This is a genomic window from Micromonospora sp. NPDC050397, from assembly GCF_044901685.1.
GTDB lineage: Bacteria > Actinomycetota > Actinomycetes > Mycobacteriales > Micromonosporaceae > Micromonospora_G.
On sequence record NZ_JBJDPS010000001.1, the window covers coordinates 865861 to 891241 of the forward strand.

22 protein-coding genes are annotated in these 25381 nt (G+C 70.8%); 8 read left to right on the forward strand and 14 right to left on the reverse strand.

Annotation, left to right across the window (positions count from 1 at the left end; genetic code table 11):
• The 5 genes from ACI2K4_RS03330 to aroB are packed head-to-tail and all read right to left on the reverse strand — an operon-like array spanning position 1 to position 5081.
• Positions 1 to 1116, reverse strand: coding sequence for a sugar phosphate nucleotidyltransferase (locus ACI2K4_RS03330; RefSeq protein WP_404508349.1), 1116 nt, complete (start codon positions 1114 to 1116; stop codon positions 1 to 3).
• Positions 1110 to 2081: a sugar phosphate isomerase/epimerase family protein gene (locus ACI2K4_RS03335; RefSeq protein ID WP_404508351.1), complete on the reverse strand. Its 972-nt coding sequence runs from the start codon at positions 2079 to 2081 to the stop codon at positions 1110 to 1112. Before ACI2K4_RS03335 ends, ACI2K4_RS03330 begins: the two co-directional genes overlap by 7 nt.
• On the reverse strand, positions 2078 to 3049 hold the full coding sequence (locus ACI2K4_RS03340) for a BadF/BadG/BcrA/BcrD ATPase family protein (protein WP_404508352.1): 972 nt from the start codon (positions 3047 to 3049) through the stop codon (positions 2078 to 2080). Before ACI2K4_RS03340 ends, ACI2K4_RS03335 begins: the two co-directional genes overlap by 4 nt.
• Positions 3046 to 3972: an SDR family oxidoreductase gene (locus tag ACI2K4_RS03345; protein WP_404508353.1), complete on the reverse strand. Its 927-nt coding sequence runs from the start codon at positions 3970 to 3972 to the stop codon at positions 3046 to 3048. The genes ACI2K4_RS03340 and ACI2K4_RS03345 overlap by 4 nt, the downstream gene beginning before the upstream one ends.
• Positions 3969 to 5081: a 3-dehydroquinate synthase gene (gene aroB, locus ACI2K4_RS03350; RefSeq protein ID WP_404508355.1), complete on the reverse strand. Its 1113-nt coding sequence runs from the start codon at positions 5079 to 5081 to the stop codon at positions 3969 to 3971. Before aroB ends, ACI2K4_RS03345 begins: the two co-directional genes overlap by 4 nt.
• A gap of 296 nt (positions 5082 to 5377) precedes the next feature.
• Here aroB and ACI2K4_RS03355 point away from each other — a divergent pair, with 296 nt between their 5' ends.
• Complete coding sequence (locus ACI2K4_RS03355; protein ID WP_404508356.1) at positions 5378 to 6994, forward strand: carbamoyltransferase; 1617 nt, start codon at positions 5378 to 5380, stop codon at positions 6992 to 6994.
• A 130-nt stretch (positions 6995 to 7124) separates the two neighbouring features.
• Here the strand turns inward: ACI2K4_RS03355 and ACI2K4_RS03360 are convergent, their stop codons facing one another.
• From ACI2K4_RS03360 to ACI2K4_RS03370, 3 genes are read right to left on the reverse strand one after another with little or no spacing between them, the layout of a single operon-like run.
• Complete coding sequence (locus ACI2K4_RS03360; protein WP_404508358.1) at positions 7125 to 8606, reverse strand: class I adenylate-forming enzyme family protein; 1482 nt, start codon at positions 8604 to 8606, stop codon at positions 7125 to 7127.
• Positions 8603 to 9103, reverse strand: a complete 501-nt coding sequence (locus tag ACI2K4_RS03365) for a phosphopantetheine-binding protein (protein WP_404508360.1) — start codon at positions 9101 to 9103, stop codon at positions 8603 to 8605. Before ACI2K4_RS03365 ends, ACI2K4_RS03360 begins: the two co-directional genes overlap by 4 nt.
• Before the next feature lies 1 nt (position 9104).
• Entirely contained in the window at positions 9105 to 10658 is a 1554-nt protein-coding gene (locus ACI2K4_RS03370) for a phosphopantetheine-binding protein (RefSeq protein ID WP_404508362.1), read from the reverse strand.
• Between the two features lie 266 nt (positions 10659 to 10924).
• Here ACI2K4_RS03370 and ACI2K4_RS03375 point away from each other — a divergent pair, with 266 nt between their 5' ends.
• Positions 10925 to 12298: a condensation domain-containing protein gene (locus ACI2K4_RS03375; RefSeq protein WP_404508363.1), complete on the forward strand. Its 1374-nt coding sequence runs from the start codon at positions 10925 to 10927 to the stop codon at positions 12296 to 12298.
• Between the two features lie 16 nt (positions 12299 to 12314).
• On the opposite strand, the gene ACI2K4_RS03380 is transcribed toward ACI2K4_RS03375, so the two are convergent.
• The gene (locus tag ACI2K4_RS03380; protein ID WP_404508364.1) at positions 12315 to 13850 is read right to left on the reverse strand and encodes an AMP-binding protein; all 1536 of its coding nucleotides are present in this window, start codon (positions 13848 to 13850) and stop codon (positions 12315 to 12317) included.
• A gap of 262 nt (positions 13851 to 14112) precedes the next feature.
• Between ACI2K4_RS03380 and ACI2K4_RS03385 the strand changes: the two genes are divergently transcribed.
• The 5 genes from ACI2K4_RS03385 to ACI2K4_RS03405 are packed head-to-tail and all read left to right on the forward strand — an operon-like array spanning position 14113 to position 20129.
• Positions 14113 to 15189 carry a phosphotransferase gene (locus tag ACI2K4_RS03385; RefSeq protein ID WP_404508365.1) on the forward strand — a complete coding sequence of 359 codons (1077 nt, stop codon included), beginning with the start codon at positions 14113 to 14115 and terminating at the stop codon, positions 15187 to 15189.
• Positions 15186 to 17006, forward strand: a complete 1821-nt coding sequence (locus tag ACI2K4_RS03390; protein ID WP_404508366.1) for a methyltransferase — start codon at positions 15186 to 15188, stop codon at positions 17004 to 17006. Before ACI2K4_RS03385 ends, ACI2K4_RS03390 begins: the two co-directional genes overlap by 4 nt.
• 12 nt (positions 17007 to 17018) lie before the next feature.
• Positions 17019 to 18254 carry a nucleotide disphospho-sugar-binding domain-containing protein gene (locus ACI2K4_RS03395; protein ID WP_404508367.1) on the forward strand — a complete coding sequence of 412 codons (1236 nt, stop codon included), beginning with the start codon at positions 17019 to 17021 and terminating at the stop codon, positions 18252 to 18254.
• Between the two features lie 8 nt (positions 18255 to 18262).
• A complete protein-coding gene (locus ACI2K4_RS03400; RefSeq protein ID WP_404508369.1) occupies positions 18263 to 18667 on the forward strand; it encodes a VOC family protein in 405 nt (134 codons plus the stop codon).
• 55 nt (positions 18668 to 18722) lie between these two features.
• Positions 18723 to 20129, forward strand: a complete 1407-nt coding sequence (locus ACI2K4_RS03405; protein WP_404508370.1) for a condensation domain-containing protein — start codon at positions 18723 to 18725, stop codon at positions 20127 to 20129.
• A 36-nt stretch (positions 20130 to 20165) separates the two neighbouring features.
• Here ACI2K4_RS03405 and ACI2K4_RS03410 read toward each other — a convergent pair whose 3' ends face one another.
• From ACI2K4_RS03410 to ACI2K4_RS03420, 3 genes are read right to left on the reverse strand one after another with little or no spacing between them, the layout of a single operon-like run.
• Complete coding sequence (locus tag ACI2K4_RS03410; protein ID WP_404508371.1) at positions 20166 to 20948, reverse strand: ABC transporter permease; 783 nt, start codon at positions 20946 to 20948, stop codon at positions 20166 to 20168.
• Positions 20949 to 20979: 31 nt separating this feature from the next.
• Entirely contained in the window at positions 20980 to 21738 is a 759-nt protein-coding gene (locus ACI2K4_RS03415) for an ABC transporter permease (protein WP_404508372.1), read from the reverse strand.
• A gap of 13 nt (positions 21739 to 21751) precedes the next feature.
• Positions 21752 to 22729 (reverse strand): ABC transporter ATP-binding protein, encoded by a 978-nt coding sequence (locus ACI2K4_RS03420; RefSeq protein ID WP_404508373.1) that lies wholly within the window; start codon positions 22727 to 22729, stop codon positions 21752 to 21754.
• A 266-nt stretch (positions 22730 to 22995) separates the two neighbouring features.
• Here ACI2K4_RS03420 and ACI2K4_RS03425 point away from each other — a divergent pair, with 266 nt between their 5' ends.
• Positions 22996 to 23976, forward strand: a complete 981-nt coding sequence (locus ACI2K4_RS03425; protein WP_404508374.1) for a LuxR C-terminal-related transcriptional regulator — start codon at positions 22996 to 22998, stop codon at positions 23974 to 23976.
• A gap of 53 nt (positions 23977 to 24029) precedes the next feature.
• On the opposite strand, the gene ACI2K4_RS03430 is transcribed toward ACI2K4_RS03425, so the two are convergent.
• Together ACI2K4_RS03430 and ACI2K4_RS03435 are read right to left on the reverse strand one after the other, a co-directional pair.
• Complete coding sequence (locus ACI2K4_RS03430) at positions 24030 to 24548, reverse strand: type II 3-dehydroquinate dehydratase (RefSeq protein ID WP_404508376.1); 519 nt, start codon at positions 24546 to 24548, stop codon at positions 24030 to 24032.
• 2 nt (positions 24549 to 24550) lie between these two features.
• The gene (locus ACI2K4_RS03435; RefSeq protein ID WP_404508377.1) at positions 24551 to 25210 is read right to left on the reverse strand and encodes an HAD family hydrolase; all 660 of its coding nucleotides are present in this window, start codon (positions 25208 to 25210) and stop codon (positions 24551 to 24553) included.
• Positions 25211 to 25381 lie beyond the last annotated feature (171 nt).

A 25381-nucleotide genomic window follows, 5' to 3' on the forward strand; every position in this document is an offset into this window, starting at 1 on the left:
TCAGAATCCCGCCCGGTCGGACTCGACCCGCTCGCCGTCGAGGACGATGCTGTCCAGTACGGACACCCCGTCGGCGACGGAGCCGCCCGGCAGTACGACGCTGCGGCGGACGCTGGCACCGGCGCCGATCCGCACCCCGGGATAGATGACCGACTCCTCGATCGAGCCCTGGTTGCGCAGGTCCGTCGCGTAGAGGCTGTCGCGCAGCCCCGGACCGGTCGACACGGTCGAACGGACCAGATCCGGCGCCAGGGTGCGCGGCATCCGCTCCGGCAGCATGGTCGGCTCCGGACCGAGTAGCCGCAGGTGGGCCCGGTGGTAGCGGTCGACCGTGCCGATGTCCTCCCAGTAGTCCTCGACCGGGTACCCGGCAATCCGCTCACCCGCCGCCAGCATCGCGGGGATGACGTCGCGGCTGAGGTCGTACTGCCAGTCGGTGGTCCTCAGCTTCGTCAGATACCGGTCGAGCACCGCCTGGTCGAAGAGGCAGAAGGCGCTGAAGACGAGGTTGCTGGTCGGCCGCGCCGGCTTCTCCACGAACGCGGTGAGCCAGCCGTCGGCGTCGAACTCCACCATCCCGAAGAGCTTCACGTACTCGGGCAGGATCTCCTGGTAGCCGATGGTCAGGGCGGCGCCGGTGGACCGGTGGTGGGCCAGCATCGGCTGGTAGTCGTAGTGGTAGACGTGGTCGGCGTGCAGTACCAGCACGTCCCGGTACCGGTCGGTGAAGATGAACTCGGCGTTGGCCAGCAGCGCCTCGGCGGTACCGCGCTCGGGCGGGCGCGGCGCGAGCGCGGCGAGGTCCCGGCCCGATCGGACGTCGCGGTCGTGCGGGCCGAGGTGGATGTGCAACCGGCCCGGCAACTCCCAGGTCGACCGCAGATAGTCGATCAGCCGGTCCTCGTTGAAGTGTGACAGCAGGAGCACCTCGGTCAGCCCGGAGCGCAGCGCGTTGGCGATGCTGAAGTCGATGAGGTGGCACTGCCCGCCGAAGGGGACCAGCGGTTTCGGACGTTGGCCGGTCAGCCGGCCCATCCGCTCACCCCGACCCCCGGCGAGCAGCACCGCGCGTACGTCGTCCATCCCGGTCACCACGGCCTTCCCGCCCGTCACCATGTCCGCCCCTCCGGCGTCCCCGCCGGCAGCAGGGAACCCAGCAGCGCCAGGCCACGGGCGAGGCTCTGCTCCCTGGGCAGCAGGACGTCCTCGTGCTCCACGTACACCACGCCGGTGAAGCCCTCGTCGAGCAGCGCCGCGACGATCGCCGGCCAGTCGAGTTCGCCACAACCGAGCGCCCGGAACCGGATCGGTGGCTGCGGGCCGTACCGGCTCCACCCGTTGCCCGGCGGCTGTCCCGCGTGGCCGGAGCGCTGGAGGTCCTTGGCGTGTACCGCGTACATCCGACCCGCCCAACCCGTCACGGCGGCGACCGGGTCGTGGCCCATCGCGGCCAGGTTCGCCGGATCGACGCAGAGGTCGATCAGTTCCGCGTCCGGGTGCGCGGCGGCGAGCACCGAGGCACTGCTGATCCGGTCGTAGACGATCTGTTTGGGGTGCGGCTCCAGCAGGATGCGCAGGCCACTGTCCCGGGCGGCCGCCATGATCGGCTCGGCGTGGGCGAAGAAGTCGGCGACGTTCCGGTCCCAGCCGCCGGGGTCGCCCGGCCAGGAGAGCCAGTAGGCGAAGTCGGGGCAACCGACCAGCAGCCGTACGGCCGGCGCGCCGATCCGTTCGGCCAGCCGGATCGATCCGAGGGCGCAGTCGACGGCGTGTTCGCGCTTGCGTGCCGGCGTCCCGGTGGCGACCGGATCCGTGTGTCGACCGTGCGGCCCGAGCAGGAGTTGGGCGTCGCGGCTGTTGCTCACGCAGCCCACCCGGGCACCGACCAGCGCTTTCGCCACCTCGTCGAGGTAGTCCCGGTCACGCAGGCAGCGGCGTGGGTCGACCAGCCCCAGCGGGGTGTCGGTCGGCAGGTCGAGCCAGAGGTCACCGAGGTCGCTGGTCACCTCCAGCGCACGGCGCAGACCGAGGGGGGAGTGGGCGGCGAGGCAGACGCCGAGCTGGATACCGGCCGTGTTCACGGTCGTACCAGGCGGACGTGCGGGCGTAGGGCGGTCGGCGGGACGAGCCGGCCGCCGGTGTCGACGACGTGCCGCAGCGCGTCGGCCACCGTGGTGACCGTGTCGGAGATGAGTTCCACCCTGTCGACTCCTTCCGTGCTGAGCCGGGCGCGTAGCGCGGCGAAGAACTCGGGGCAGCCGGTCAGCACCCCGCCCACGGCGGCGACCGCGTACCCGGGCGGCAGTTCGAGCCGCTCGGCCACGGTGCGGACGCCGAGCGCCAACTCGGCGACGGCGGCCTCGACCAGCCCGGTGGCGACCGTGTCGCCGCCCAGCCACGCTCGGCAGACCACCGGGGCGAGCCTGGCCAGGCGCTGCTTCGGGAAGGGCTCGCCGGCCAATTCCCGGGCCAGTTCGGTAACCTGGCGACCGGCTCGGGCTTCGAGCGCGGCGACCAGGCCGGTGGCCGGTCCACGGCCGTCGGCCGCGCGGACCGCCGCGCGCAGCCCGCGCCAGCCGAGGTCGAAGGCGCTGCCCTCGTCGCTGCCGAGGTACTCACAGCCACCGACCCGCCGGGTGCGACCGCGGTGGTCGGCACCGAGGAAGCCCGAGCCGGTGCCGCAGACCACGGCGACTCCGGTGCCGCGCAGGGCCGGCGGCCCCCACAGCATCGGCACGATGTCGTTGGAGAGCACCAGCTCGAGGCCGACCCGGTGGTGTGCGGCGACCCGCCCGACCCGGACGGACTCGCCGCGCAGGCTCTGCTCGTCGGCCGTCGCGCTGGCCAGCCAGCCCACGCCGGGGTCGGCCCCGATCCAGTCGCGCACGTCGGTGAGGATCCGGGCCAGTACGGCGTCGGCCTCGTCCGCCGCGACGGAGGCGCGGTTGACCGTCGGGTATTCGGCGATCCGGGGCGGGCCACCCACCGGCTCGACCCGTACCCGGGTTCGGCTTCCGCCCGCGTCGATGGCGAACCGGGCGGCGGTCATGGTGCCGCCGCGTCGGCGGGTCCCGACACCATGCGTCGCAGCCCGGCGGCCGGGCTCGCGGGCGGCCAGTGCGCGGGTAGCAGGGCCGCGTAGTCGGTGCAGGCGAGGCTGGAGTAGCGGGGCCGGGACGCCCACGCGGTGTCCCGGCGCAGGCAGGGGAGGACCAGATCGGGATCGGCGCCGGCGGCCGCGTAGGACAGCCGGGCGAACTCGTACCGGCTCAGCTCCTGGTGCCCGGCCAGGTGCTCGATCGTTCCGCCCGCTGATCCGGCACCCGCCGGTGTCTCGACCCGGGCCGCGACGACGCGGGCGACGTCGTCGACGTGGATGGGCGTGAACGACTGGTCGACGGGGGCCGGGAGCGCGGCACCGGCCGCCGCGGCGGCGAGGCAGAGCTGGGCGTACGTCGGCCGGTAACCTGGGCCGGCGGTTCCGTAGACCAGACTGACCCGGAGCACGTCGCCCCCACCGGCCAGCACGATCCGTTCGGCCTCGACCTTCAGTCGGCCGTACGCGTTGCGGGGCGCCACCGGATCGGTGGGGCGCATCAGGCCCCGCTCCCCGGAGAAGACGTTGTCGGTGGAGATGAGCAGGACCGGTACGCCGGAGCCGGCGGCCAGCCGGGCCACCCCGCAGTGGATCCGGGCGGCCCGTTCCTCGTTCTCCTCCATCCAGCTCACGTCGCTCGGTCCGTGGGTGAGGACGATCCGGCCCGGCCCGATCCGGTCGAGGTCGGCGCGGAGCGCGGCCCGGCCCGCCGGCAGGTCGAGGTCGTGCCGCAGGTGGGCCCCGGTCGACCGGGCAGGGTCCGGGTCGCCGGTCCGGGCCGAGCGGGCGACCGTCACCGGGGCCCGTCCCTGCCCGCTCAGCTCGCGACGGACCGCACCGCCGATCAGGCCCTGCCCGACGACGACGGTGGTCATCGTCGCGACCCGGCGAACTCGTCCAGCGCGATCTGGATCTCCCGGTCGGCCACGTCGTCCGCGATGACGACCTCGCCCAGCGCCGTCGGCAGCACGAACCGCAGGCTGCCGTCACGGATCTTGCGAATCTGGCCCAGCGCCGCGACCACGGCCGCCGGGTCGACCTCGACGGCGAGCCCCGGCAGGCTGGTCGGGAGTTCGACCCGGGCCAGCAGGTCGACGAAGCGGCACAGACTCTCCCGGTCGAGCAGCCCACGACGCTCGGCGATCTGCGCGGCGGTGACGATGCCGATGGCGACGGCTTCGCCGTGCAGCACCGGGCCGTAGCCGGTGACGGTCTCCAGGGCGTGCCCGACGGTGTGCCCCAGGTTGAGAGGGCGGGCGAGGTCCAACTCGTACGGGTCACGCTCGATCAGACGGCACTTGACCGCACTAGCGCCGTGGACGAGCCGACGCAGCGTGTCCGGGTCACGCGCCAGGATCTGCTCCCGCTCGCTCTCGATCAGCTCGAAGAGGTCGGGGGAGGCGATGATGCCCTTCTTGATCGCCTCGGCCAGGCCGGCACGTAGCTGCCGGTCGTCCAGCGTGTCCAGATAGCCGATGTTGGTGACGACCGCCTTCGGCTGGTAGAAGCCCCCGATCAGGTTCTTCGCGCTGTCGTGGTCGACGGCGACCTTGCCGCCGAGCGCCGCGTCGACGTCGGCCAGCAGGGTGGTCGGCACGTTGATGTACGGCACACCGCGCATGTACGCGCTGGCCACCCATCCGACGGTGTCGATCACCACGCCACCGCCCACCGCCACCACGACGTCGCGACGCCGAACCTCGCTGCCGGCCAACCAGTCGAGCAGCCCGATCGCGGTGGAGATGCTCTTGTTGGCCTCGCCGGGTGGAAAGGACGTCATCGACACGGAGACGCCACGGGTCGCGAGGGTTTCGGCCAACCGCCGGGCATGCCGGGCGGCGACGATGTCGTCCGTGACGATGGCCGCGCGCCGACCGTCCAGGTCGTGTACGAGGCGCTCAATGGCTTCCGACTCGTCGCGAACGATGTGCACCGGATACCAGTCGGACCGGATCGCCGTACTCATCAACGTTCCGGCGTCCACGTCAGGAATGGTGAGGCGATCGGACACGAAATGGTATCCACGTGCTCGACCTGCCATGCGTGAGCCCCCGTACATAGGCCGGAAGAAATGCGGAAGCGGCGCACGCCGCTAGCGGTGGAGCGGGCGGCATCGTGATTGGTCCGCGTTCGTCATGCCATGGTTTCCAGCGCCCCTCGACATGTCAATGCTTCGATCCGAGTCGCTTCCCGTCGGCCGGGAAGAGGCTGATACTTGCCCCTGCGATTGGCTGTCCTGAACCGGCCTGTTGCTCGATCCCCGGTAGCTGGAGGAAACCCGTGAGTGTGGACGAGCCCTGTGTCGTCGGCATCAACTTCGGTCATGACGGTGGAGCGGCGCTGCTCACCCCGACCCGGATGGTCGCGATCGGTGAGGAACGACTCAACCGGAGCCGGTACTCGCCCGGCTGGCAGGCATCGTTGCTCTACTGCCTCCGTGCCGCCGGGTTGCGGCTGTCCGACGTGGACCTCGTGGTGGCCAGCAACTACGGCCAGCAGATCACGGTCGCCGAGACGGGCCTGTCATTCCTCGGTGTCCCGGACGACCGGGTGCGGGTCGTCGACCACCACCTGTCGCACGCCTACACGGCCTTCTGCCTGAGTGAGTTCACCCACGCCACGGTCATCGTCGCCGACGGGGGCGGCAACAACACCGACACCGAGACGTACTACGCGGGCACCCCGGACGGGCTCGTCCGACTGGGCGGCAATGACCCGGGACGCCCCCGGGCCGGCGCGATCGGCGCCACGTACGAGGCCTTCACCGAGTACCTGGGCTGGAACTTCCAGGAGGCGGGCAAGACCATGGCGCTCGCTTCGTTCGGAGATCCGACGACGTTCGCCGACGTGCTCTTCGACGTGGTGGACGGGCGGGTGACCGGACGGCTCGACCAGACGCACGCGCGTGGCGTGGTCGAGTACGCCCGCCGGCACGGGTTGGACTTCGGCCCGCTCGGCTCGCTCGGCGCCGACCAGCGGGGGATCGAGGCCGCCGCGTTCCTACAGGCGGAGGTCGAGAGGGCGCTCTGCGCACTGGTGACGCAGAACGTGGCCGAGGTCGGGTACGACAACGTCTGCCTGGCCGGCGGGGTCGCGCTGAACTGCGTGGCCAACGACCGCATCCGCCGCCTGCCCGGCGTCGCCGACCTGTTCGTGCCGCCGGCCGCCTCCGACCGTGGCCAGGCGTTGGGCAACGCCCTGTACGGCATGCACCTGCTCACCGGGGAACTGCCCCGGCCGGCGTTCAGGTCCGACTCCCTCGGCCGCGCCTACAGCGACGCGGAGATCGAGCTGACCCTGCGTCGGGATCCCCGGTCCGGTCTGGTCGAGCGGCGCTTCGCACCGTTCAGCTACCGGCGGGAGAGCGACATCGCGGCCTGCGCCGCCCAGCTCATCGCCGACGGGAAACTGATCGGCTGGTTCACCGGTGGCAGCGAACTCGGCCCCCGGGCCCTCGGGTACCGGTCGATGCTGGCCGACCCGCGTACCGTCGAGAGCCGCGACGCCCTGAACAACCGGATCAAGCATCGCGAGCCGTTCCGGCCGTTCGCCCCGGCGGTGCTCGTCGAGCGCTCGACCGACTGGTTCGAGCTGGACGGCCCGTCGCCGTTCATGCTGCTGGCGCCGGCCGTCCGGCCGGAGCGCCGGGACGCGATCCCGGGCGTCGTGCACGTCGACGGCACCGCGCGGGTGCAGACCGTCGACCCGGCGGTCGCGCCGCAGTTCGGCGCGCTGATCGAGCACTTCGAGAAGATCACCGGGGTGCCGGTCGTGCTCAACACGTCGTTCAACGACCGGGAGCCGATCGTCGAGACCCCGGCCGACGCGCTGGCGACGTTCCAGGACAGCGACCTCGACGCGCTCTGCCTCGGCGACTACCTGGTGGAGAAGGTGTGAACACCGGACCGGACGGCGTCCGAGGCGACGGGTGTTCAACTGCGGTACGGCCGCGGTTGAACACCGGCGTTCCCGGTGCACACGGCGTTCCCGGTGCACACGGTGTACCCGGCGCTCCCGGCGCAGACGGTCACCGGTAGCGGAAGCGCTGGATCTTCCCGGCGTGTGACCGCTCGAACTCCGCGATCACCTCGATCGAGGTCGGCACCTTGTGCGGGGCGAGCAGTCCCGCGCAGTGCGCGCGCAGGTCGGTGGTGTCCGGCACGCTCTCGGCGTCGGCCGGCACGACCAACGCGTGCACCCGCTGCCCCAGCAGCCGGTCCGGTCGACCCACCACCAGCGCCTCGCCGACCGCCGGGTGCGCGACGAGGGTCTGTTCGACCTCGCGGGCACTGACGTTGGCGCCACCGACGATGATGACGTCGTCGACCCGGTCGACCAGGAAGAGGAAGCCGTCCTCGTCCAGGTATCCGAGGTCGCCGACACTGAAGTAGCCGCCCGGTCGACCCCGCAGATGCCCGGTCTGGGCCGCGGAGAGCCGACGGGTCCCGGCGGTACGGAGGTAGACCTCGCCGACCTGTCCGGGGGGCAGGACGAGGCCCTTCTCGTCGAGGATCCGCACCTGTGTCATGTAGGGGCGCCCCACCGTGCCGGGGCGCTGCAACCAGTCCGTACCCCGGCTGACGACGGCGCCGACCATCTGGGTGCTGGCGTACAGCTCGTACACCCGGTCGGCGCCGATGCTGTCCATCCACAACCGCTTCACCGCCGCCGGGCACGGGGCGGCGGTGTGCAGGAGGCCGGCCAGCCGTGCGCCGAAGCTCCGCAGGAACGCCGGATCGGCGCCGATGACCGCCATCTGGTGCGGGGTGAGCTGGCACCACGTCGGCGGTACCCGGCGTACCGCGTCCCGTACGGCACCCGGCGCGAACCGGTCGACCAGCACCACGTGGTTGCCGTGCACCAGGCCGGTGAGCGCGCAGGTGAAGGGGGCCGCGTGCGACAGTGGACCGAGCACCAGGTGGTCCGCGTCGGGTCGCCACCCCACCGCACCCAGCAGCGTCGACTGACCGGAGAGCTGGTCGGCGGGACGACCCGGGACGGGCACCAGGCGGGGCAGGCTGGTGCTACCGCCCGACGGCAGGTACCAGGCGACCGCCGGCTCGGCGGCACCGACCGCCACGGTCGCCGCCGTGCGGCCCGCCGTCGTCGGCGCGGACGCGTCCCGGACCGGTGCGACCAACTCCGACCCGTCGAAGGCGAAGATCTCCTCCCGGGGACGGCCGACGCTGCTGAACAGCCGTACCAGCTCCGGCGCCGTGCTCTCCGGCGGGACGACCAGCGGCGTACGCCCCGCCCACCAGGAGGCGAGCACCGCCACGAAGAACCCGATGCCGTTGGGGAGCGCCACCACCGTGTACGGGCCCGGCGGCTCGGCCAGCAGCCGGGCGGCCTGCGCCTCGGCGAGTGCGACCAGCTCGGCCCGGGTCAACGAGGACCATCCCCCGTCGGCGCCCCGGGCGGACACCGCCGTCCGGTCCGGCTCGACTCCCGCCAGCTCCCGCATCCGCCGGTACGTCGACAGCGGCCCCGGGGGCAGCACCGGGGTCACCGGGCCGTCCCGGCATCGACCTGCGCGGTCAGTTGTCGGACGGTCCCGAGCTGGTACAGGTCGGCGGCGAAGACGGCGATGCCGCACTCCTGTTCCATCCGCTCGGCGATCGCCACCGCCGCGAACGAGTCGCCGCCGAGATCGAGGAAGTCGTCCTCGGCGCCGACCCGGGGCAGCCCGAGCCCGTCGGCCCAGATCGCCACGACCGCCTCCTCCAGCGGGGACGTGGGAGCCGCGTACCGGTGCCGCTCGACCTCGACCTCGCGCCAGTCGTCGCCGAGCAGACCGGCGCCGTCGCGGGGGATGTGGTCGACGACGACGACGGTCTCCGGCGCCTCGGCCGGGTTCGCCGTTCGGTCCACCCGCAGCCAGGCGTCCAGGGCGGTCAGCCGACCGGCGGCGGCCACCAGCAGCACCCCGCCCTCCTCGACGAGTGCGTGGTCCAGGAGATCCCCGTCGACCGTGAGGGCGTCGCGGAGCTGTGCCTGCGTGACCATGTCACCTGCCTCCGTCCGCTGGTTCACCGTGCTGGGTCCGGGTCAGCCCGTCCAAGAGCCGCGCCACCGGTTGGTTGCGCCGGGTCAGGAGCGATTCCGCGAGCCTGGTCAGCTCGCCCAACAGCCGTTCGGCCGGCTCCCCGTCGTAGTGCCCCGGATCGTGCCAGAGCACCAGGTCGAGGTTGCCGTCGTCGTCCGGCGTGCCCTCCAGCGCCAGCGGAACGTCGAGATAGCCGGGCTGGTCGGCGCGGATCCTCCAGCCACCTCGGGCACCGCCGAGCTGGATCGTCCCGGCGATCCCGGTGCGCAGGCAGACCAGTGCCAGGGGTGCGTCGGCCGCCGGGGTGTCGGTGGGGTCGCCCGACCGTGGCTGGTGCGAGCCGTACGGAGCCGAGGCGAACGCGGCGCGGTCGTCGCGCTCGCGTCGGACCGCGCGCAGCACCTCGGTCACCGGCACCGTGCCGTCCGGTACGAGCGTGAGCAGGGCACGGGTGTGCACGGGACCGACCAGCTCGCGGGTCCGGGGGTCGTCGCGGTTGTCGAGCGGCACGCAGACGCGTACCGGGGCGCCGGACGCGTCGGATCGCCCGAGTGTCAGCCCGAGGAGCAGGGTGAGGACGTCGTCGAGCCCGACGCCGCACTGCTCCGCCAGCCGGGACAGCGCCACCAGCGAACCGGCGGGCCAGCGGGTCCGGGCCGCGAGCCGGGCCACCGGCCGGGCCGCCGCCGGAGCTCCGGCCCGCTCGGCCGGGTACGTCGCGCGCTGCCAGGCCGCCCAGTCGTAGAAGCCGGGCGCGGCTGCCGCCAGTGTCGTCGCGCCGCTGTTGTAGGCGCGGGCCAGGTCGGCCAGGAGGATCGGCACCGACCCCTCGTCCGCCACCAGCCGATCCAGCGACAGCGACAGCTCCGTGTGCCCATGCGCCGCTTCGAGTCGGGCTCGCCAGAGCGCACCGGAGGTGCCCGTGCCGTGCGTCGTCGGGTGGGTCGCCGGCCGTTCGTCGACGGCGTCGAGCAGCACCGAGGGGCTGTCGTGCAGGGCCAGCTCGCCGGCCGGGCCGAGGAACGTACGCAGCACCTCGTGGCGGGTCGCGACCGCCCGCAGCGCCCCGCGCAGCCGTTCCTCGTCCAGCCGTCCGGTGACCCGCACGTCGACCTCGACGGTGGCGCCACGTGGTCCCGGCCCGGCCCAGGGCCCGTCCGGACGGAGCCGGGCGAGTTGTGCCCAGCTCTCCTGCGGAGGTCCCGGCGGTCGGGCGGGTAACGCCGCCGGGGGGTCACCGTCCCGTTCCGCCGTCAGCCGCGAGTACACCTCGGCGAGATCCTCCGCGAGGAACAGGTCGGACGGGTCGAGCACGACATTCCAGCGGGCCTGGATCTCGGCGGCGAGGGCCGTGATGGTCAGTGAGTCGGCACCGAGTTCGAAGAGGTTCGAGTCGAGCGTCGGCTCGGCCGTGGTGGCGGGCAGAAGGAACGCGCACAGCTCCAGGAAGGCCGCCGCCGACGGCGACTCACCCGCCGAAAGTGCGGCGTCGAGTTCGACGTTGATAGATCCCATGTGTACGCGTGCACACTCCTCTCGACCCGCGCTGCCGCCCCGACCAGCCTGTCTCCGCGCGACACAATGCACCGCCGGAACACGCTCGAAGTGTGTCGGTGGCGCGGACCCTTATGCAAGGCACTCGTTCTTCGCATGATGGGGATCAGCAACCGCCGTGGCCGTGTCGGCGGTCCCTGCCGCGTGCGATTCCACGGGGGTGCGACTTGCGATCCGTCCATCGTTTCGAGCTGCCGGTCACCGGCGGCCGTAGCGCACAGGCCCCGATGACGTGGGGGCAGATCGCCATCTGGGAGGTGCTGGCCTGGCTGCCCCCGGGCGACGCGAGCACCAACCTGGTGCTGCACTGCGAGGTGCCGCCCGGCACGACGTCGTCCGAGGCCGGCGCGGCCGTTGCCGCGCTCGTCGCGCGGCACGAGTCGCTGCGTTCGCGTTATCTCGACCTCGACGGCGAGCTGACCCAGCGGGTGGTCGGCGAGGGCACGGTCCCGGTCGAGGTCTTCGAGATCGGTACGGCCGGCACGACGGCGGGTGCCGCCACGGTGGTGGCGAACCGGATCCGTGTCGTCAACTTCGATCCAGCCACCGATCCACCCCTGCGCCTCGGCATGATCACCCGTGCGGGCGCGCCGGTCTGGCTGGTCCTCGTCCTCAGCCACCTCGCGGTCGACGGGTGGAGTCTGCGGATTCTCAAGGAGGATCTCACCGTCCTGCTGCGCGGCGGTCCGTCCCCTCTGCGTCCGGCCGGCACCCAGCCGGTGGAGCGGGCGGGCTGGGAGCGATCGGAGGCGGGCCGGCAGCGTAACCGGCAGTCGCTCGACTTCTGGCGCGGTCACCTCGAGCACCTGCCGCCGACGGTGCTCGGCAGCGACACCGGCGTGCCGGGCGTCCACCTGGAGTGGTCGGAGCTGCGGTCCACCGCGCTGACCACCGCCGCGACCAGCCTCGGCCGAAGGCAACGGCTCAGCCCGGCCCTCGTGGTGCATGCGGGCCTGCTCCTGGTGATCGGCGCGTACCTGGGGGAGCGGCAGGTGGCGACGCGCACGATCGTGGCCACCCGGTTCGCCGCCGAGGAGCGTCGCCTGGTCGGTGCCTTCAACCAGAACGCCCTGCTCAGCCTCACCGTGGCCGACGAGCCGTTCTCCAGGTATCTGCTGCGGGCGGCGGAGGCCGAGCTACTGGCGTACCGCCACAGTGAATGCGACCCCAGGGCACTCGACGAGCTGGTGTCCGAGATCGGTGCGGCGCGAGGGACACCACTCAACGGCTCCTGTTTCTTCAACGACGTCCGCCAGGACGTGGGTGGCCGGCAGGGCGCGGGTCGCGCGACGCCCGAGCCCTCGGCCGAGTTGCTGGCCGAGCAGTTGGCCGCGTCCAGGATCAACCGCCTCGCCGTGGACCACCGAGCCATGAAGGCCCAACTCTTCTTCTACCTGCACGTTCTGGCGCCGAAAGCGTTCTGCTCGGTCGGCGTCGACCCTGGCTTCGCGCCCGGGCGGAACTCGGCCGACCTCCTCGCGGACCTGGAGTGGCTGCTGCTGGAGGCCTGCCGCGCCGACAGCTCGGCCGAGACGCTCTGGCGGGCACTGGCCGGCGCGCGGGCGGTAGCAGGTGTGCAACCGCGGAGGATCGCCAGTTGAACACTCCGGTGCTCGCTCACCTGGTGCCCGGCACCTCGTCCAGGGCCGCGAGGGCTGCGAGGGCCGCGTAGTCGACCTTGTTCGTGCTGGTGGTGGGCACCCGGTCGAGCATTCGGACCGTCACGTGCGACACCGGTACGCCCAGCGCCCGGCAGGCCCGGTCGAGTGCGGACCGGAGTGTGGCGGGGGGATCACCGGCGTGGAAGACCACCAAGCGTTCGTCCCTGGCGATGACGGCCACCCGAGCGTCGGCGGCGAGACTCTCCTCCAACTCGTCGAGGTTGACCCGCCGTCCCCCGGTCTTCGCGATGCGCTTGATCCGTCCGGTCAGCTCCAGGTAGCCGTCCCGCAGCCGGCCGACGTCGCCGGTCGGTAGGACGCCCCCCAACTCGTCCCCGTCGGCGAGCTGGGTCCGGTCGGCGGCGTACCCCATCATCACGTTGGGGCCGGCGTACACCACCTCGCCCACGTCGCCGGAGGCGTCCGGTCGCAGCGGTCTGATCTCGAAGCGGCCGTCGGGGATCGCCCGCCCGGCCGAACCGATCCCGGCCGGATCGGCCACGACGTCCACGCAGGACATCCTGGCGGTGGCTTCGGTCTGGCCGTACATGACAAAGAACCGGGCGCCCCGCTCACGTGCCAGGTCGGCGTACCAGCGGACCAGGTCCGGGCGGAGACGACCGCCGGCCTGGGTCAGCGTACGCAGGGTCGCCGGCCAGGCCCGGCGGAGCGGACCACGCAGCCCCTCGTACGTCAGCGGCACCCCCGCGAACGAGCTGACCTCCCGCTCGGCGCAGGTACGCCAGAAGGCGCCGCCGATCGGGTTGTCCGCGCTGAGGACGATCGACGCGCCGGCATACAGGTGGCTGTGCAGGACCGAGAGCCCGTAGCTGTAGTGCAGTGGCAGGGCGGTGACCGCCCGATCGGCGGCCGTGATGCCGAGCGACTGCCGGATGCTGGCCGCGTTGCGGTGCAGGTTTTTCCAGGAGAGGCGTACGCCCTGCGGTCTGCCGGTGGTGCCCGAGGTCAGCAGCACGAGCGCGAGGTCGGGGTGGAGCGGGCCGACATCCGGGCCGCTTCGGACGTGGACGAGGAGTGACCCGTGCGGCGTGGCCGGACGGTAGCCGTCCGGAACGTCCGGCCAGTTCGGCGCGGCCGACGCGGCCGAGGGCCGGACCAGCACCTCGGGGCGGAACGCGTGCAGCAGCCGGTCCAGCGCCGCGCCGTCGAGGCCGGGGCTGACCGGTACGACCGGATGCCCGTGCCGCAACGCGCCGAGGTACGCCAGCACGAAGTCGACGGTCGGGGTGGCCGCCATCAGCACCAGTGACCGGTCAGCCGGGCCCTGGGCCAGCCAGACGGGCTCCCGGGCGGTGGCCGCCGTCAGCTCACCGTAGGTCACGATCCGGCCGTCGGAGGAGATCAGGGCGGGCGCGCCACTGACGCCGCCGGTCAGGAAGGTCGCGCCCGGCCGATCGGCTCGGCGTTCGAGCCCCCGTCGGGGTACGCCGTCGGTCACGTCGACGCGGGGTTCCTGGCGTGTCACATCCATCACCACACCAATACGGCAAAACCCAGCCGCCGTTAAGAGCCGACCTGACCGGCTCGACCCGACCGGGTCGACCCCATCGAGTCGGCACCGTCGAGTGGGCACCGTCGCGACCGGGACCGGACAAGCGCGATCTGGCCGCTTGTTCGCTGAGCGGAAATGCTCAGACATGGATCGTTGAGCGGCGATTCGTGCCGCTCCTAGGCTCGGGTCCGAGAGGCGGTGGGCGTATGACCGACAGGCGCCTGAGCGCAGGAGCCGGCGGATGACCCTGGAGTCCTTCGCCCTTGCCAGTGGATCCGGAGCCACCCTGACGATCGACGGCGCGACGGTCTGCAAGAGCGTGCCGTCCGGTCAGCTCGACAAGTTGGTGGCGGAGGGAGCCTGGCTTCAGTGGGCGGCCGCGGCGGGCGGCCCGGCGGTCGGCCGTCACCTGCCGGCCGTGGTGGCCACACCCGACGACGCGACCCGTACGTTGGTGCTACGGCGGGTGCCGGGTGTCGACGCCCGCCGAGTGGTCATCGAGAACGCGGACCCGGTCTGCCTGGAGCTGATCACCGAGGCAGTTCTCTTCGGGTTCGAGAAGCTCTGTGTGATCGGCGGTCGCCAGCCAGCCTGGGACACGGGTGGCTGGTGCGCGTCACACCTGGTCTCGAGCCTGAGCACGGCCCGGAAGATCCACCCGGTCGTCAATGCCGTCCTCGCGGCGCGGCACGTGTCGATCGACGCGGTGAGCCTGCCCAATCCGCTCCGGGACGGCGCGGTCGCGGTGACGGAGTCGCTGGCCAGATGTAAGCCCTCGTGGACCCAGGTACTCCACGGCGACCTGCATCTGGGCAACATCCTCGTCGACCGGGGCGGACGGACGTTCTACCTCGTCGACCCGCGAGGCGGCTGGGGAACCCAACTCACCTTCGACCCCGCGTACGACATCGCCAAGCTGCTGCACGAATCCTGCTACGTGGCGTTCCGCCAGTCCCTCACCGACGTACGAACAGTGGCGAGCCCGGCCCACGTCGCGTTCGTCGGCAGCACCGGCCGCGACGACCACGCTCCACTGCGGTCGCTCGCCGACTGCAACGCCCGGCTCGCCCAGATGGTCTGCCGCCGCTTCCTGGGCGCCGATCCGCAGTTGGCCAGCCGGGCCACCCTGATAACCGGGGTGCTGCTGCTGTCGGTCCTGCGCCTGCCGCACACCAGCCGGCAGGCGTGGCAGGTGCTGCTCGCGTACGGGCTGCGCTGGCTGGTCGCCGGCGTGCGCACGCTGCGCGACGGCTACGACCTGCAGCGCTGCGTCCGGCTGTGGCGCGGACTTGCCATGGCGGGGCCGGTGCCGACATGACCGCCCCCGACATCCTGATCACCGCCGCGGGCAGGGGGAGCCGGCTGACCGGCGTGGCACCCATGATCCCCAAGACGCTGATGCCCATCTGTACGGGCCGGTCGGGCTGGCCGGAAAGCGCCCTGGCCCGGCTCGCCCGGCAGTTCTCCGACAGTGGCGCGGCGCGGATATGGGTTGCCGTCAACGCGCACCCGTGGTTCACCGCACTACCGGAGGGTGGTGGTCTGCGGACCTTCCGATCGAGGCCACTGGGGGAGTGGGCAGCGGTGGCCGACTGCCTGAGCGTGCGGGCGTCCGACGGTCCCCTCGTCGTGGTCTCCGGTGACAACGCCTTCTCCGACGCGGACATCGAGCGGTTTGTCGACGCGCTGACCTCGGACCCGGCCGGGTGCCGGGTCGCCTGCGCCGACGTCGAGTCCACCTCGGGCCTGACCAAGCTCGAGCTGGACGGCGGTCACGTTGTCAGGCTGCACGAGAAGCCACCGGAGGGCGGTGCCGGTGTGGCCAAGGCAGGGCTCTACTACTTCAGCGCCGACGCTCTCGACTGGGCGGCGGGCTGGGCCCCGCGGCTGGACCGGTTCGGCGAGCAGTCGATGACCGAGATGCTGCGTGCCCTGCTGCGCAACGAATTCGAGCTGCTTGGCCACCGGCTCAGCGAGGGCTTCCACGACATCGGTACGCCCGACGGGCTCGCCAGGGCGATCCAGCACCTCGCCGCGACCTCCGAATCCGAAAGCTTCGAAACCGAAAGCTTCGAAACCGCGAGCCGTGGATCTCGGTCGGTCGCCGTCACGAGCAGCCTGCGGGGGAGCGAGGTTGACCACCGCTCGCTCCAGCGGAAAGGGGACCCCTCGGTGAACCAGGTGGCCGAACTCCTCGCCAGCCGGAAGATCCTGAGCGCCGTCGAGGCGGCGATCGACGCCGGGGTCCTCACCCAGATCGCCACGGGCCCGGTCCCGACCCAGGTGTTGGCCGCGCGACTCGACCTGGATCCGGGGCCGCTCGAAGCCCTGCTGCGGGTGCTGCTCTGGAACGACCTCCTCGTGCGGGACAACGGGGACTGGCGACTCGCGCCGCCGTACGACGGTCTGCTCGGGGAGCATCCGGGCAAGACCATGTTGCCGCTGTTGCGTATCGAGAGCTGGGCACACGGAAGCCATGTCAACGGACGGGGCATCCGGGCCGCCCTGGGCGGTGAGCAACGGCCCACCGAAATCCCGGACGACGAGGTCGGTGACCTGGCGGCGGCGATGCTGGTGGGCTCGCGAAGTTCGGCACCGTATCTTGCCCGGCTGCCCGAACTCAGAGCCTGCCGGTCACTGGCCGACATCGCCGGCGGCAGCGGCGGGTACGCGCTGACGTTGACGCGGATCCATCCGGAGCTGTCGGTCGTCGTCTACGACCGGCCGGCGATGTTGCGGCACGCCGAGAAGTTCGTCGCCGAGTCGAGTTCCGACGGACGGATCCTCTTCGTACCGTGGAACCTGCACACCGACGACGTACCCGAGCACGACAGTGCGCTGGTCTCCCACGTCCTGCATCTGTTGCCCCGTGACCAGCGCGTGGAGTTGCTGCGGCGGGTAGCCGCAGGGCTGCCCCGACGAGGTCTGCTACTCGTGCACGACTTCGTCTACGACGATCCGAGACCCGGCAGCGCGCTCGCCGCGTCCGCGGTCGACTGGCTTGCCACCGGCGCCGGATTCGCGCTGACCAGCGACGAGCTGCGGGCAGAGCTGGGAGAGGCCGGCTTCGAGGTCGATCGGACGACGAGCCTGCCGCTCGCCGGCACCACCCTGGCGATCGCCCGGCGGACATGAGGAGGCTGGAGCATGCTGACCGGATCGACCATCCTGATCGCGGCGTGGGCCGTCGGGGGAAACGCGGTTGCCTACGAGTTCGTCGCGCGGAAACTGGTCGCGGCGGGCGCCCGAGTGGTGGTGCTGGGCAACGAGCCGATGCGCGTACGGGCCGGGCAGGCCGGCGCGGAGTTCCTGCCGTACGAGCGGGCGCCGCACGAGACGGCCGCACCGCCCGGCCGGGACGCACCGGGGTCCTGGCAGAACGCGGGCGTGTCCGATACCGCTCGGGCTCTCTCGGAACAGCTCCTGTTCGGTCCGGCACACCTTTTTCTCGCCGACGTCTCGGCGGCGATCGAGAAGTTCCGCCCACATCTGGTAATCGCCGATCACGTATTGTTGGGCGCCCTGTTGGCCGCCGAGCGGGCCGGTATTCCCCACGTCGTCTGCGTGACCACCGTGTATCCGCTGCCCACCGGGGCGCCGAATCGCGCCGGCGACATCGGCAGTGGCCCGTACCGTATCCTCTATCAACGGATGCTCGACAAGGGACTCGGCCGGTTCAACCAAATTCGCCAGGACCACGGACTGACGCCGACCTCAACCGTGTCCGGCCAGTACGGACGGGCGGACCGGTGCATGGTGCTGAGCTACCGGTGCTTCGATCCGGCGGCCTCGTCCGTGCCGGATCGGGTGGTCTATGTCGGCGCCCCCGTCGAGTTGCCGAGGTGGCCACTGGTCGACACCGCGGCCCGGGACGCCAACCTGGTGATCGGCCTCAGTACCCTGGCCGATCCGTCCGGCTCCGCGCAACTCGACCGGCTGCTGGCGGCGGTGGGCGGGCTGGCCGCGCGGGTGTTCGTGCTGGGCGAGGTCGACGCCGCGACCCGGACGATCCCGCCGAACGTAACGTTGACCGGCTTCGTCCAGCCGTCGGACCTCTTCGCTCGCGCCACCGGGGTGGTGACGCAGGGCGGGCACGGGACCGTGCTTCGGGCGCTCGCCCACGGGGTGCCGATATTGGGCATCCCGTCGATGATCGACCAGTACGAGAATGTGCGGCGGGCGGTTTCCCTGGGGGCGGCGATAGAGGCCCGCTGGGATGCTCCGGCAGATGAGCTGCGCGATCGTCTGCGGAACCTGTTGACCGACGACGCGTATCGGGTGCACGCGCGCCGAGTGGCCGAGGCGTTGCGCCGCGAACACGATGAAAACGCCATAGTCGACCTGGCTGTCGAGGTGCTCGACCGGCGATCCGCGTCGAGTTAGACTCCCTCATGCGAATCAGCTTTGTGCGGCTACTCGTCTCCGATTTCCCGGCCTGTTTCCGGTTCTACCGCGATGCCATGGGGTTTTCCGTGGTGTGGGGCGATGAGGACGGGGTCTACGCCGAGTTCGACACGGGCACCGGCACCCGGCTCGCCCTCAATCACTACCGCGTCATCGCCGGGGCGGTGGGCACCGACGGAAAGGACGTCGCGCTGCCGAGCACCGACCGGTTCGCCGTCGTGTTCGAGGTCTCGCCCGGCGAAGAGGAATTGGAAAAGGTCGCCGCGCGGGTGCAGGAGCACGGCGTCACACTGATCCACCCGCCGACCGACTATCCGGACTGGGGAATCAGGGCGGTGCATTTCCGCGATCCGGACGGCTATCTCGTCGAGGTCAACGAGATCCTGGGGTAGCTCCTGCACGGCGTCCGGCACCGACTCCGCGACCGAGCCTCGAGATTGGACCGTGATGACCGTTCTTGACCACGGCAGCCGTACGCCCAGTGTGATGACCCTGCGGTTCAGTGCGGACCGTGCCGGCAGGGCCCCGCTCACCTGGGGCCAGATCGCCATCTGGAACGTCTTCGAGCAGTTGCCGGCCACCGACTACTCGCTCAACATCCTGGCCCACTGGGAGCTGCCGTCCGGTCTGTCCGTGCCGGAGGTGCTGACGGCCCTGCGACGTACGGTGGAACGACACGACTCGCTCCGGACCCGTTTTCCCCGTACGGCGCAGGGGCCGTGCCAGGAGGTCTGTGCCGACGGCGATCTGCCGGTCGAGGTGCACGAGGTAACCCCCGACGAGCTGACGTGGACGGCGGAGACGGTCGGTGAGGGGCTACGGCAGGTGCCGTTCGACCACGCCGCCGACCTGCCGGTGCGTATCGCGATCCTGACCTGCGGCGGCGAACCCAGGACGCTGGTGGTCGGGGCGAACCACATGGCCCTGGACGGTTGGAGTCTGGGCATTGTCAAGGGCGATTTCGAACTCCTGCTCGCCGGTGACGCGCTCGGGCCGTTGGGCCTGCAACCCCTCGACCGCGTGGCGTTCGAGGAGAGCGAGCCCGCACTGGGCCGCGAGGCGAAGGCCCTCCAGTGGTGGTGCCGGTCGGTGAACAACCTGCCGAATCGGCTCCTCGCCAGTGTTCGTGAGGTTGGCGAGCGGCAGTCGTTCACCTGGGCGCAGCAGGAGTCCGCCGCGATCGTCCTGGCGGCCCGGTCCGTGTCGCTGCGCACGGGTGTGGCCGCGGGGCAGGTGGTGCTCGCGGCCGCTGCCCTGCTTCTGGCGGCCTACACCGATGCGCGGCACGTGGCCCTTCGGACGATCGTGGCGACCAGGTTCCAGACCGGCACCCGGGACCTGGTCGGCGCCTTCAACCAGAACGCGTTGTTCTACCTGGAGATCGTGCCCGAGTCGTTCGACGAGTTCGTGCGTCGGGCCGCAGGCGCGGCGCTGCGAGGTTACCGCAACAGCGAATACCATCCGGACAAGCTTGAGTCCGTGGTCGCGGAGATCCTGGCCGAGCGGGGGATCCCGCGTGCCGGCTACTGCTTCTTCAACGACGTCCGGTTCGCGCTGGGCGACAAGATCACCGGCGTGGACCCGGCCGGGGCGGCGGCAGCGGCCGCCGGCATCGCGGACGCCCTGCCGAAGACGGTCATCACCTCCGTTTCGCGGGACAACGATCCCTTCGTGGCCAACTTCTTCCTGTACCTGTTTGAACTGTCCGACCAGGCGCTGCTCCAGCTCGGCATCGAAGACGGCTTCTTCGGTCCGCGTGAGCCGGCCGATTATCTGCGTGACCTGGAGAGCCTGTTGACACGGGCCGCCCTCGGCGAACTCTCGGTGCCGCAGCTCCTGGCCCACTACCGGTGATCCGCACAGCCCGGTGGTCTGCGCGCCGAAATGTTGTCAGCGCAGCATCGCCCGGGTCATCCGACGGGTGGCGACGTACATCGCGATCGACCCGAAGGCGACGAGGTAGACCACCGGGATCAGCAGATCCCAGCCGAGGCGGCCCAGCGCCGGCTCGCGGACGAGTTCGATGCTGTGATAGAGCGGCAGCGCCTGGATCAGCGGCTGCACCGCCTCCGGGTAGACCGACAGCGGGTAGAACGTCGTCGCGAAGAGGTACATCGGCAACATGAAGAGCTGGATGTACTGGAAGTCGGGAAAGTCGCGCAGGTACGTCGTGACGGCCAGGCCGCCCGCGGCGAACGCGTACGAGATCAGCACCGACGCCGGTAGGGCCAGTAACACCCAGGCCGAGGTGACCAGCCCACCGGCCGCCATGAGGGCGAGGAATCCGATCGACGTCAGCAACGCGTTGATCATCGCGCTGGTGACCTCGCCGACGGCGATGTCGGTGACGGAGAGCGGTGTCGGCAGGATCGCGTTGTAGGTCTTCTCGACCTTCATCCGGGTGAAGACGCCGAAGCTGGTCTGGTTGAACGCGGTGTTCATCGCCGTCGTGGCCAGGATCGCCGGGGCCACGTACGCGGCGTAGGAGACCTCGACCCCGGGTACCGTGCCGACGAGCAGCCCGACGCCGACACCGATCGACAACAGGTACAGGATCGGCTCGACGAGCGCGTTGAGCAGCGGCGTTATCGACCGGCGGTAGACCATGAAGTTGCGTTCGATGAGAGCCAGGGTCCGGCGTGTCGTCCAGGCGGGTACGGCGACGGTGGTCATGGTGTCTCCACGGAGGTCTGGACGTGGGCCGTCATGGGTGCAACCTTCGGCGGTAGGCGATCCGGGCGACCAGGAAGCCGCCGACCGCGAGCGCCAGCAGGTAGGCGATGTGGATAAAACTGCCGCTGATCGTGGCCGTGCCGAGGCTGAGCGTGCGACACAGTTCCACGCCGTGCCACAGGGGCAGCACGTAGGAGACCGGTTGGATCCACTCCGGTAGCTGCGAGACCGCGAAGAACGTACCGGAGAACATGTAGAGCGGCATGATGACGAAGCGGAACATCGTGTCGATGTGACGCAGCTTGCGTACGCCCACCGCCCACGCCGCGGCCGGTGCCGCGAACGCGACCCCGGTCAGCGTCGCGCCGAACAGGGTGCCGACCGCCCACCACCCGCCGACCAGCCCGAACGCGGCCATCACCAGGATGAAGGCGGCGCTGGCGACGAGCACCCGGAAGGCGATGAAGAGCAGGTGCCCGGCGGCGATCTGTTCGGGTTCGAGTGGCGTCGGCGTGGCGCCCCGGTAGGCCCCGTAGCCGGCGGCCCGGGCGACCCCCGCTGACCCCTCGAGGAACGCGCTCTGCATCGCGGCAGCGGCCAGCATGCCCGGAGCGAAGAACGCCGCGTAGGAGACGCCGGCGATCTGGGCCGGTGCGTTGTTGTCGACGAGCGAGCCCAGGCCGGCGCCGATGCCGATGAGGAAGAGCAACGGGTTCAGCACGCTGATCACGATCGAGCCACGCCAGGTGCGCCGGTAGAGCGCGATCCAGTATCCGAAGGCACGAAGCACCGGTGGTCTCCTGCTATTCGATGAGCGATCGGCCGGTGAGCTTGAGGAACACGTCCTCCAACGTCGCGCGGCGGACCAGAGCGGTGAGCGGGGTGAGTGACATGGCGTGCACCGCGGAGAGGGCCGCCTCGCCGTCGGTGGCGTAGACCAGCACCCGGTCGGGGAGCAGTTCGACCCGGCCGTCGGTGTCGGTGCCCCCGGTGGCCAGCGCCGATGTCTGGAGCTTCTCCGCCGCGGTGTCCCGTTCGTCGAGGTGGAAACGGAGTTCGAGAACCTCTCTGGTGGCGTACCGGGTGATCAGTTCACGAGGGGAACCCTGCGCGACGATCCGGCCGTGGTCGACGACGATGAGCCGGTCGCAGAGTTGCTCGGCCTCGTCCATGTAGTGGGTGGTGAGGATGAGCGTGACGCCCTCCTGCTTGAGCCGGAAGAGCCGGTCCCACAGGATGTGTCGAGCCTGTGGGTCCAGCCCGGTGGTTGGCTCGTCGAGCAGCAGGATGTCGGGTTCGTTGATCAGGGAGCGGGCGATGGTCAGCCGTCGGCGCATGCCACCGGAGAGCGTCTCGACCTGCTCACCGGCTTTCTCCGTGAGCTGGGCGAAGTCCAGCAGTCGGGTCGTGCGTTCGCGAATGACGGCCCGGGGCAGGCTGAAGTACCGCCCGTAGATGTGCAGGTTTTCCCGGACGGTGAGCTCGTTGTCAAGGCAGTCGTCCTGCGTCACGACGCCCAGCCGGGCGCGGATCTCCGGCCCCCGTCTCATCGGGTCCATTCCGAGCACCCGCAGGCTGCCTCCGCTGATCGGCGACGTCGCGGCGATCATGCGCATGGTGGTGGACTTGCCGGCACCGTTGGGGCCGAGAAGTCCGAAGGCTTCGCCCCGCTGGAGTTCGAAGTCGATGCCGTCGACGGCGCGGAACTCCGCTGTCGACCCGCGTGCAGGATAGATCTTGGTCAGATTCTTCGCCTCGACCAGGGGAAGTTCGCTCACCACGGCAGCCTACGAACGAGGACAGCATCTTGCAAGATTTGAGCAGAGGCTTGTAATTTTCTGGCGTAATCATTAGCTTTTGGTTCGGCCGGTCTGCTCCGTGCAGCCAACACCCATGCGAAGGCTCGTCCGTCATCACCGACTGTGCGTCGAACCCTCCTGACTTTCGCCGGCCGACCGCGAGGGCCGCCGAGGGTGGTCAACCGGGTCGTGCACCCGAGAGGGACAGCGAGGCTGAACGACGCGCACATGACCATGGGGAGAAGGGAATGCTCGAACCGATAGGTCTGAGCCCGACGCTAGAGGCCATTTACCGCACCATGCTCCGCCACCGCGACTGGAACACCGAACAGATTGCCGAGCACCTGCGCCTCAGCGTCGCCGAGACCAAGTCGGGACTGGACGAACTGGCGCAACTGATGCTGCTCGCCCCCGCCGAATCCGCCGATCGAGAGTTCCGTCCGGTCAATCCGGCGCTCGGTCTGACCACCCTGCTCGCGCACGCGGAGGAGGAGGTCGAGCAGCGGCGGCGACAGATCTCCGCGGCCCGCTCGGCGATGGCCGTGCTCGCCGCCGAGGCCGCCGACGGCGCCAGCCGGGAGGGGTTCGTCCGCCTGGAGGGGATCGACGCGGTGCGCGAGCGGATGGAGCAGATGGCAGTCTCGGTGCACGTCGAGTGCGTATCGATGAACCCGGTCGCGGCCCAGTCGCCGACCGCCAAGAGGGCCAGCAAACCGCTCAACCAGCTCCTGCTCGAACGGGGTGTCTCGGTACGCTCCATCTACCAGCAGAGCTTCAGCAACGACGCCGATCTGGTGGACTACGCGGAGTGGCTGACCGGGCTCGGTGGCGAGCTGCGGACCGTGCCGATCGTGCCCACGTTGATGATCATTTACGATCGCAAGGGCGTCCTCGTCCCGATCGATCCCACCGCGACGCACCTCGGCGCGATCGACGTGACCGGGCCGGGCGTCGTCGCGCTGGCAACCGCGCTGTTCGAGCAGATGTGGCAGGGCGCGGTCCCGTTCGGCGCGGCGGTGCCGCGCGACCAGGAGGGACTGAATCCCACCGAGCGGCAGATGTTGTCGCTGCTGTCGGACGGGCACACCGACCAGGTGGTGGCGCGGCGGTTGGGAGTCTCGCTGAGCACGGTGCGCCGGCTGATGGCCGGGATGATGGAGCGGCTCTCCGCGCGAAGTCGCTTCCAGGCCGGCGTCAAGGCCGCCGAGCGGGGCTGGTTCTGCTACTGACCACGGGAGGCAGCGGCTGTGGGCCGGGGGCCGTCCGTCGTTCCCAGGGCAGTTCAACGGGCTGCACCGGGCCCCGGGTGCTTTCCTGTCTGCGCCGCTGCGGGCGGCGCGTCGACGGTCCCGCGTGAAAGGTCGCCGCCGGTCGACAGCGAGGTGGCGAGCGCGTCCACCGCGAGAAGGTAGCCGTACGCGCCGAAGCCGGCGACCACTCCCAGGGCCAGCGGCGAGATGACGGAGTGGTGGCGGAAGGACTCGCGCGCCCAGACATTGCTCAGGTGCACCTCGACCCACGGCGGGTCGTAGGCGGCGAGCGCGTCCCGCAGGCTCCACCCGGCGATCATCAGTGCACCGGGATTGACGATCGCCCCGGCGGTGTCCCGGTGGCGGTGCAACGCCCCGAGCATCTGCGCCTCGCCGTCGTGCTGTTCGGCGCGCAGCCCGTATCCGACCTCGGCCAGGCGACGGCGGACCGCGTCCTCTATCTCGGCCAGCGTGGTGTGGCCGTAGATCTCCGGTTGCCGGGTGCCGAGTACGCCGAGATTGGGTCCGTTGAGCAACAGGATGTCCGCCACGGTCAGCCCCGTACGCCGATCAGGGCGGCGAGCTGCTCGCGTAACTGGGTGCAGGACGACGACACCAGGTCCGGCGAGCAGGCCAGCAGTTCCTCGGTGGAGCCCTGCCCCCACAGGGCGGCAGCGACCCGGGTGCCCGCCGCTTGGCCGGCCCGCAGGTCCAGGACCGAGTCGCCGACCATCACCGCCCCGTCCGGTTCGGCGCCGACGCGCCGCAGCGCCAGTAGCACGATCTCCGGCGCGGGTTTGCCGTCGCGGACCTCGTCGCTGCCGCAGACCGCGTCGATCCGGTCGAGCAGGCCGACCGACCGCAGCACCAACTCGGCGCGGTCCCGGGCCTTGCCGGTGGCGACCGCGATGGCCAGCCCGGCCGCGCGCAGCTCTTCGAGCAGGAGGTCCGCCCCGGGGCTCATCGGCACCCGGTGTACGAGTTCGGCGCTCTGTCGGACGAAGGCGGGGTACATCTCCGGCGGCAGGTTCATGATCTTCAGGATCTCGGGCATGTGCCGGCCCAGGTGCGGCAGGTACGCCTCGAAGGGGGCGGGTCCGTCTCCGACGACCTCCGCGTACGCGTTGACGAATGCCTCGCGCATGACGTCGATGCTGTCGACGAGAACGCCGTCCAAGTCGAAGACCACCGCGTTCAATGGCGTCGAAAGCATCGGCTGAGGTCACCTCTCCCTTGTGTTCGACGGACGATCGGTCCGACGATCAAGGGGATCACCGTCACTTCCGCGCTGTCCAGAGAGCCGCGATGAGCTGTCCATCTCTTGAATGGAACCGCTCAACCCGTCCTATTGACGCTGCGCTCGGGAATGACGAACCATGATGCC

Coding starts and splice junctions, on each gene's coding strand:
- ACI2K4_RS03370 (WP_404508362.1), bottom strand. CDS start 10,658: ATGGGATCTATCAACGTCGAACTCGACGCCGCACTTTCGGCGGGTGAG.
- ACI2K4_RS03405 (WP_404508370.1), top strand. CDS start 18,723: ATGACCGTTCTTGACCACGGCAGCCGTACGCCCAGTGTGATGACCCTG.
- ACI2K4_RS03395 (WP_404508367.1), top strand. CDS start 17,019: ATGCTGACCGGATCGACCATCCTGATCGCGGCGTGGGCCGTCGGGGGA.
- ACI2K4_RS03390 (WP_404508366.1), top strand. CDS start 15,186: ATGACCGCCCCCGACATCCTGATCACCGCCGCGGGCAGGGGGAGCCGG.
- ACI2K4_RS03410 (WP_404508371.1), bottom strand. CDS start 20,948: ATGACCACCGTCGCCGTACCCGCCTGGACGACACGCCGGACCCTGGCT.
- ACI2K4_RS03425 (WP_404508374.1), top strand. CDS start 22,996: ATGCTCGAACCGATAGGTCTGAGCCCGACGCTAGAGGCCATTTACCGC.
- ACI2K4_RS03385 (WP_404508365.1), top strand. CDS start 14,113: ATGACCCTGGAGTCCTTCGCCCTTGCCAGTGGATCCGGAGCCACCCTG.
- ACI2K4_RS03435 (WP_404508377.1), bottom strand. CDS start 25,210: ATGCTTTCGACGCCATTGAACGCGGTGGTCTTCGACTTGGACGGCGTT.
- ACI2K4_RS03345 (WP_404508353.1), bottom strand. CDS start 3,972: ATGACCACCGTCGTCGTCGGGCAGGGCCTGATCGGCGGTGCGGTCCGT.
- ACI2K4_RS03400 (WP_404508369.1), top strand. CDS start 18,263: ATGCGAATCAGCTTTGTGCGGCTACTCGTCTCCGATTTCCCGGCCTGT.
- ACI2K4_RS03375 (WP_404508363.1), top strand. CDS start 10,925: ATGACGTGGGGGCAGATCGCCATCTGGGAGGTGCTGGCCTGGCTGCCC.
- ACI2K4_RS03330 (WP_404508349.1), bottom strand. CDS start 1,116: ATGGTGACGGGCGGGAAGGCCGTGGTGACCGGGATGGACGACGTACGC.
- ACI2K4_RS03380 (WP_404508364.1), bottom strand. CDS start 13,850: ATGGATGTGACACGCCAGGAACCCCGCGTCGACGTGACCGACGGCGTA.
- ACI2K4_RS03340 (WP_404508352.1), bottom strand. CDS start 3,049: ATGACCGCCGCCCGGTTCGCCATCGACGCGGGCGGAAGCCGAACCCGG.
- ACI2K4_RS03365 (WP_404508360.1), bottom strand. CDS start 9,103: ATGGTCACGCAGGCACAGCTCCGCGACGCCCTCACGGTCGACGGGGAT.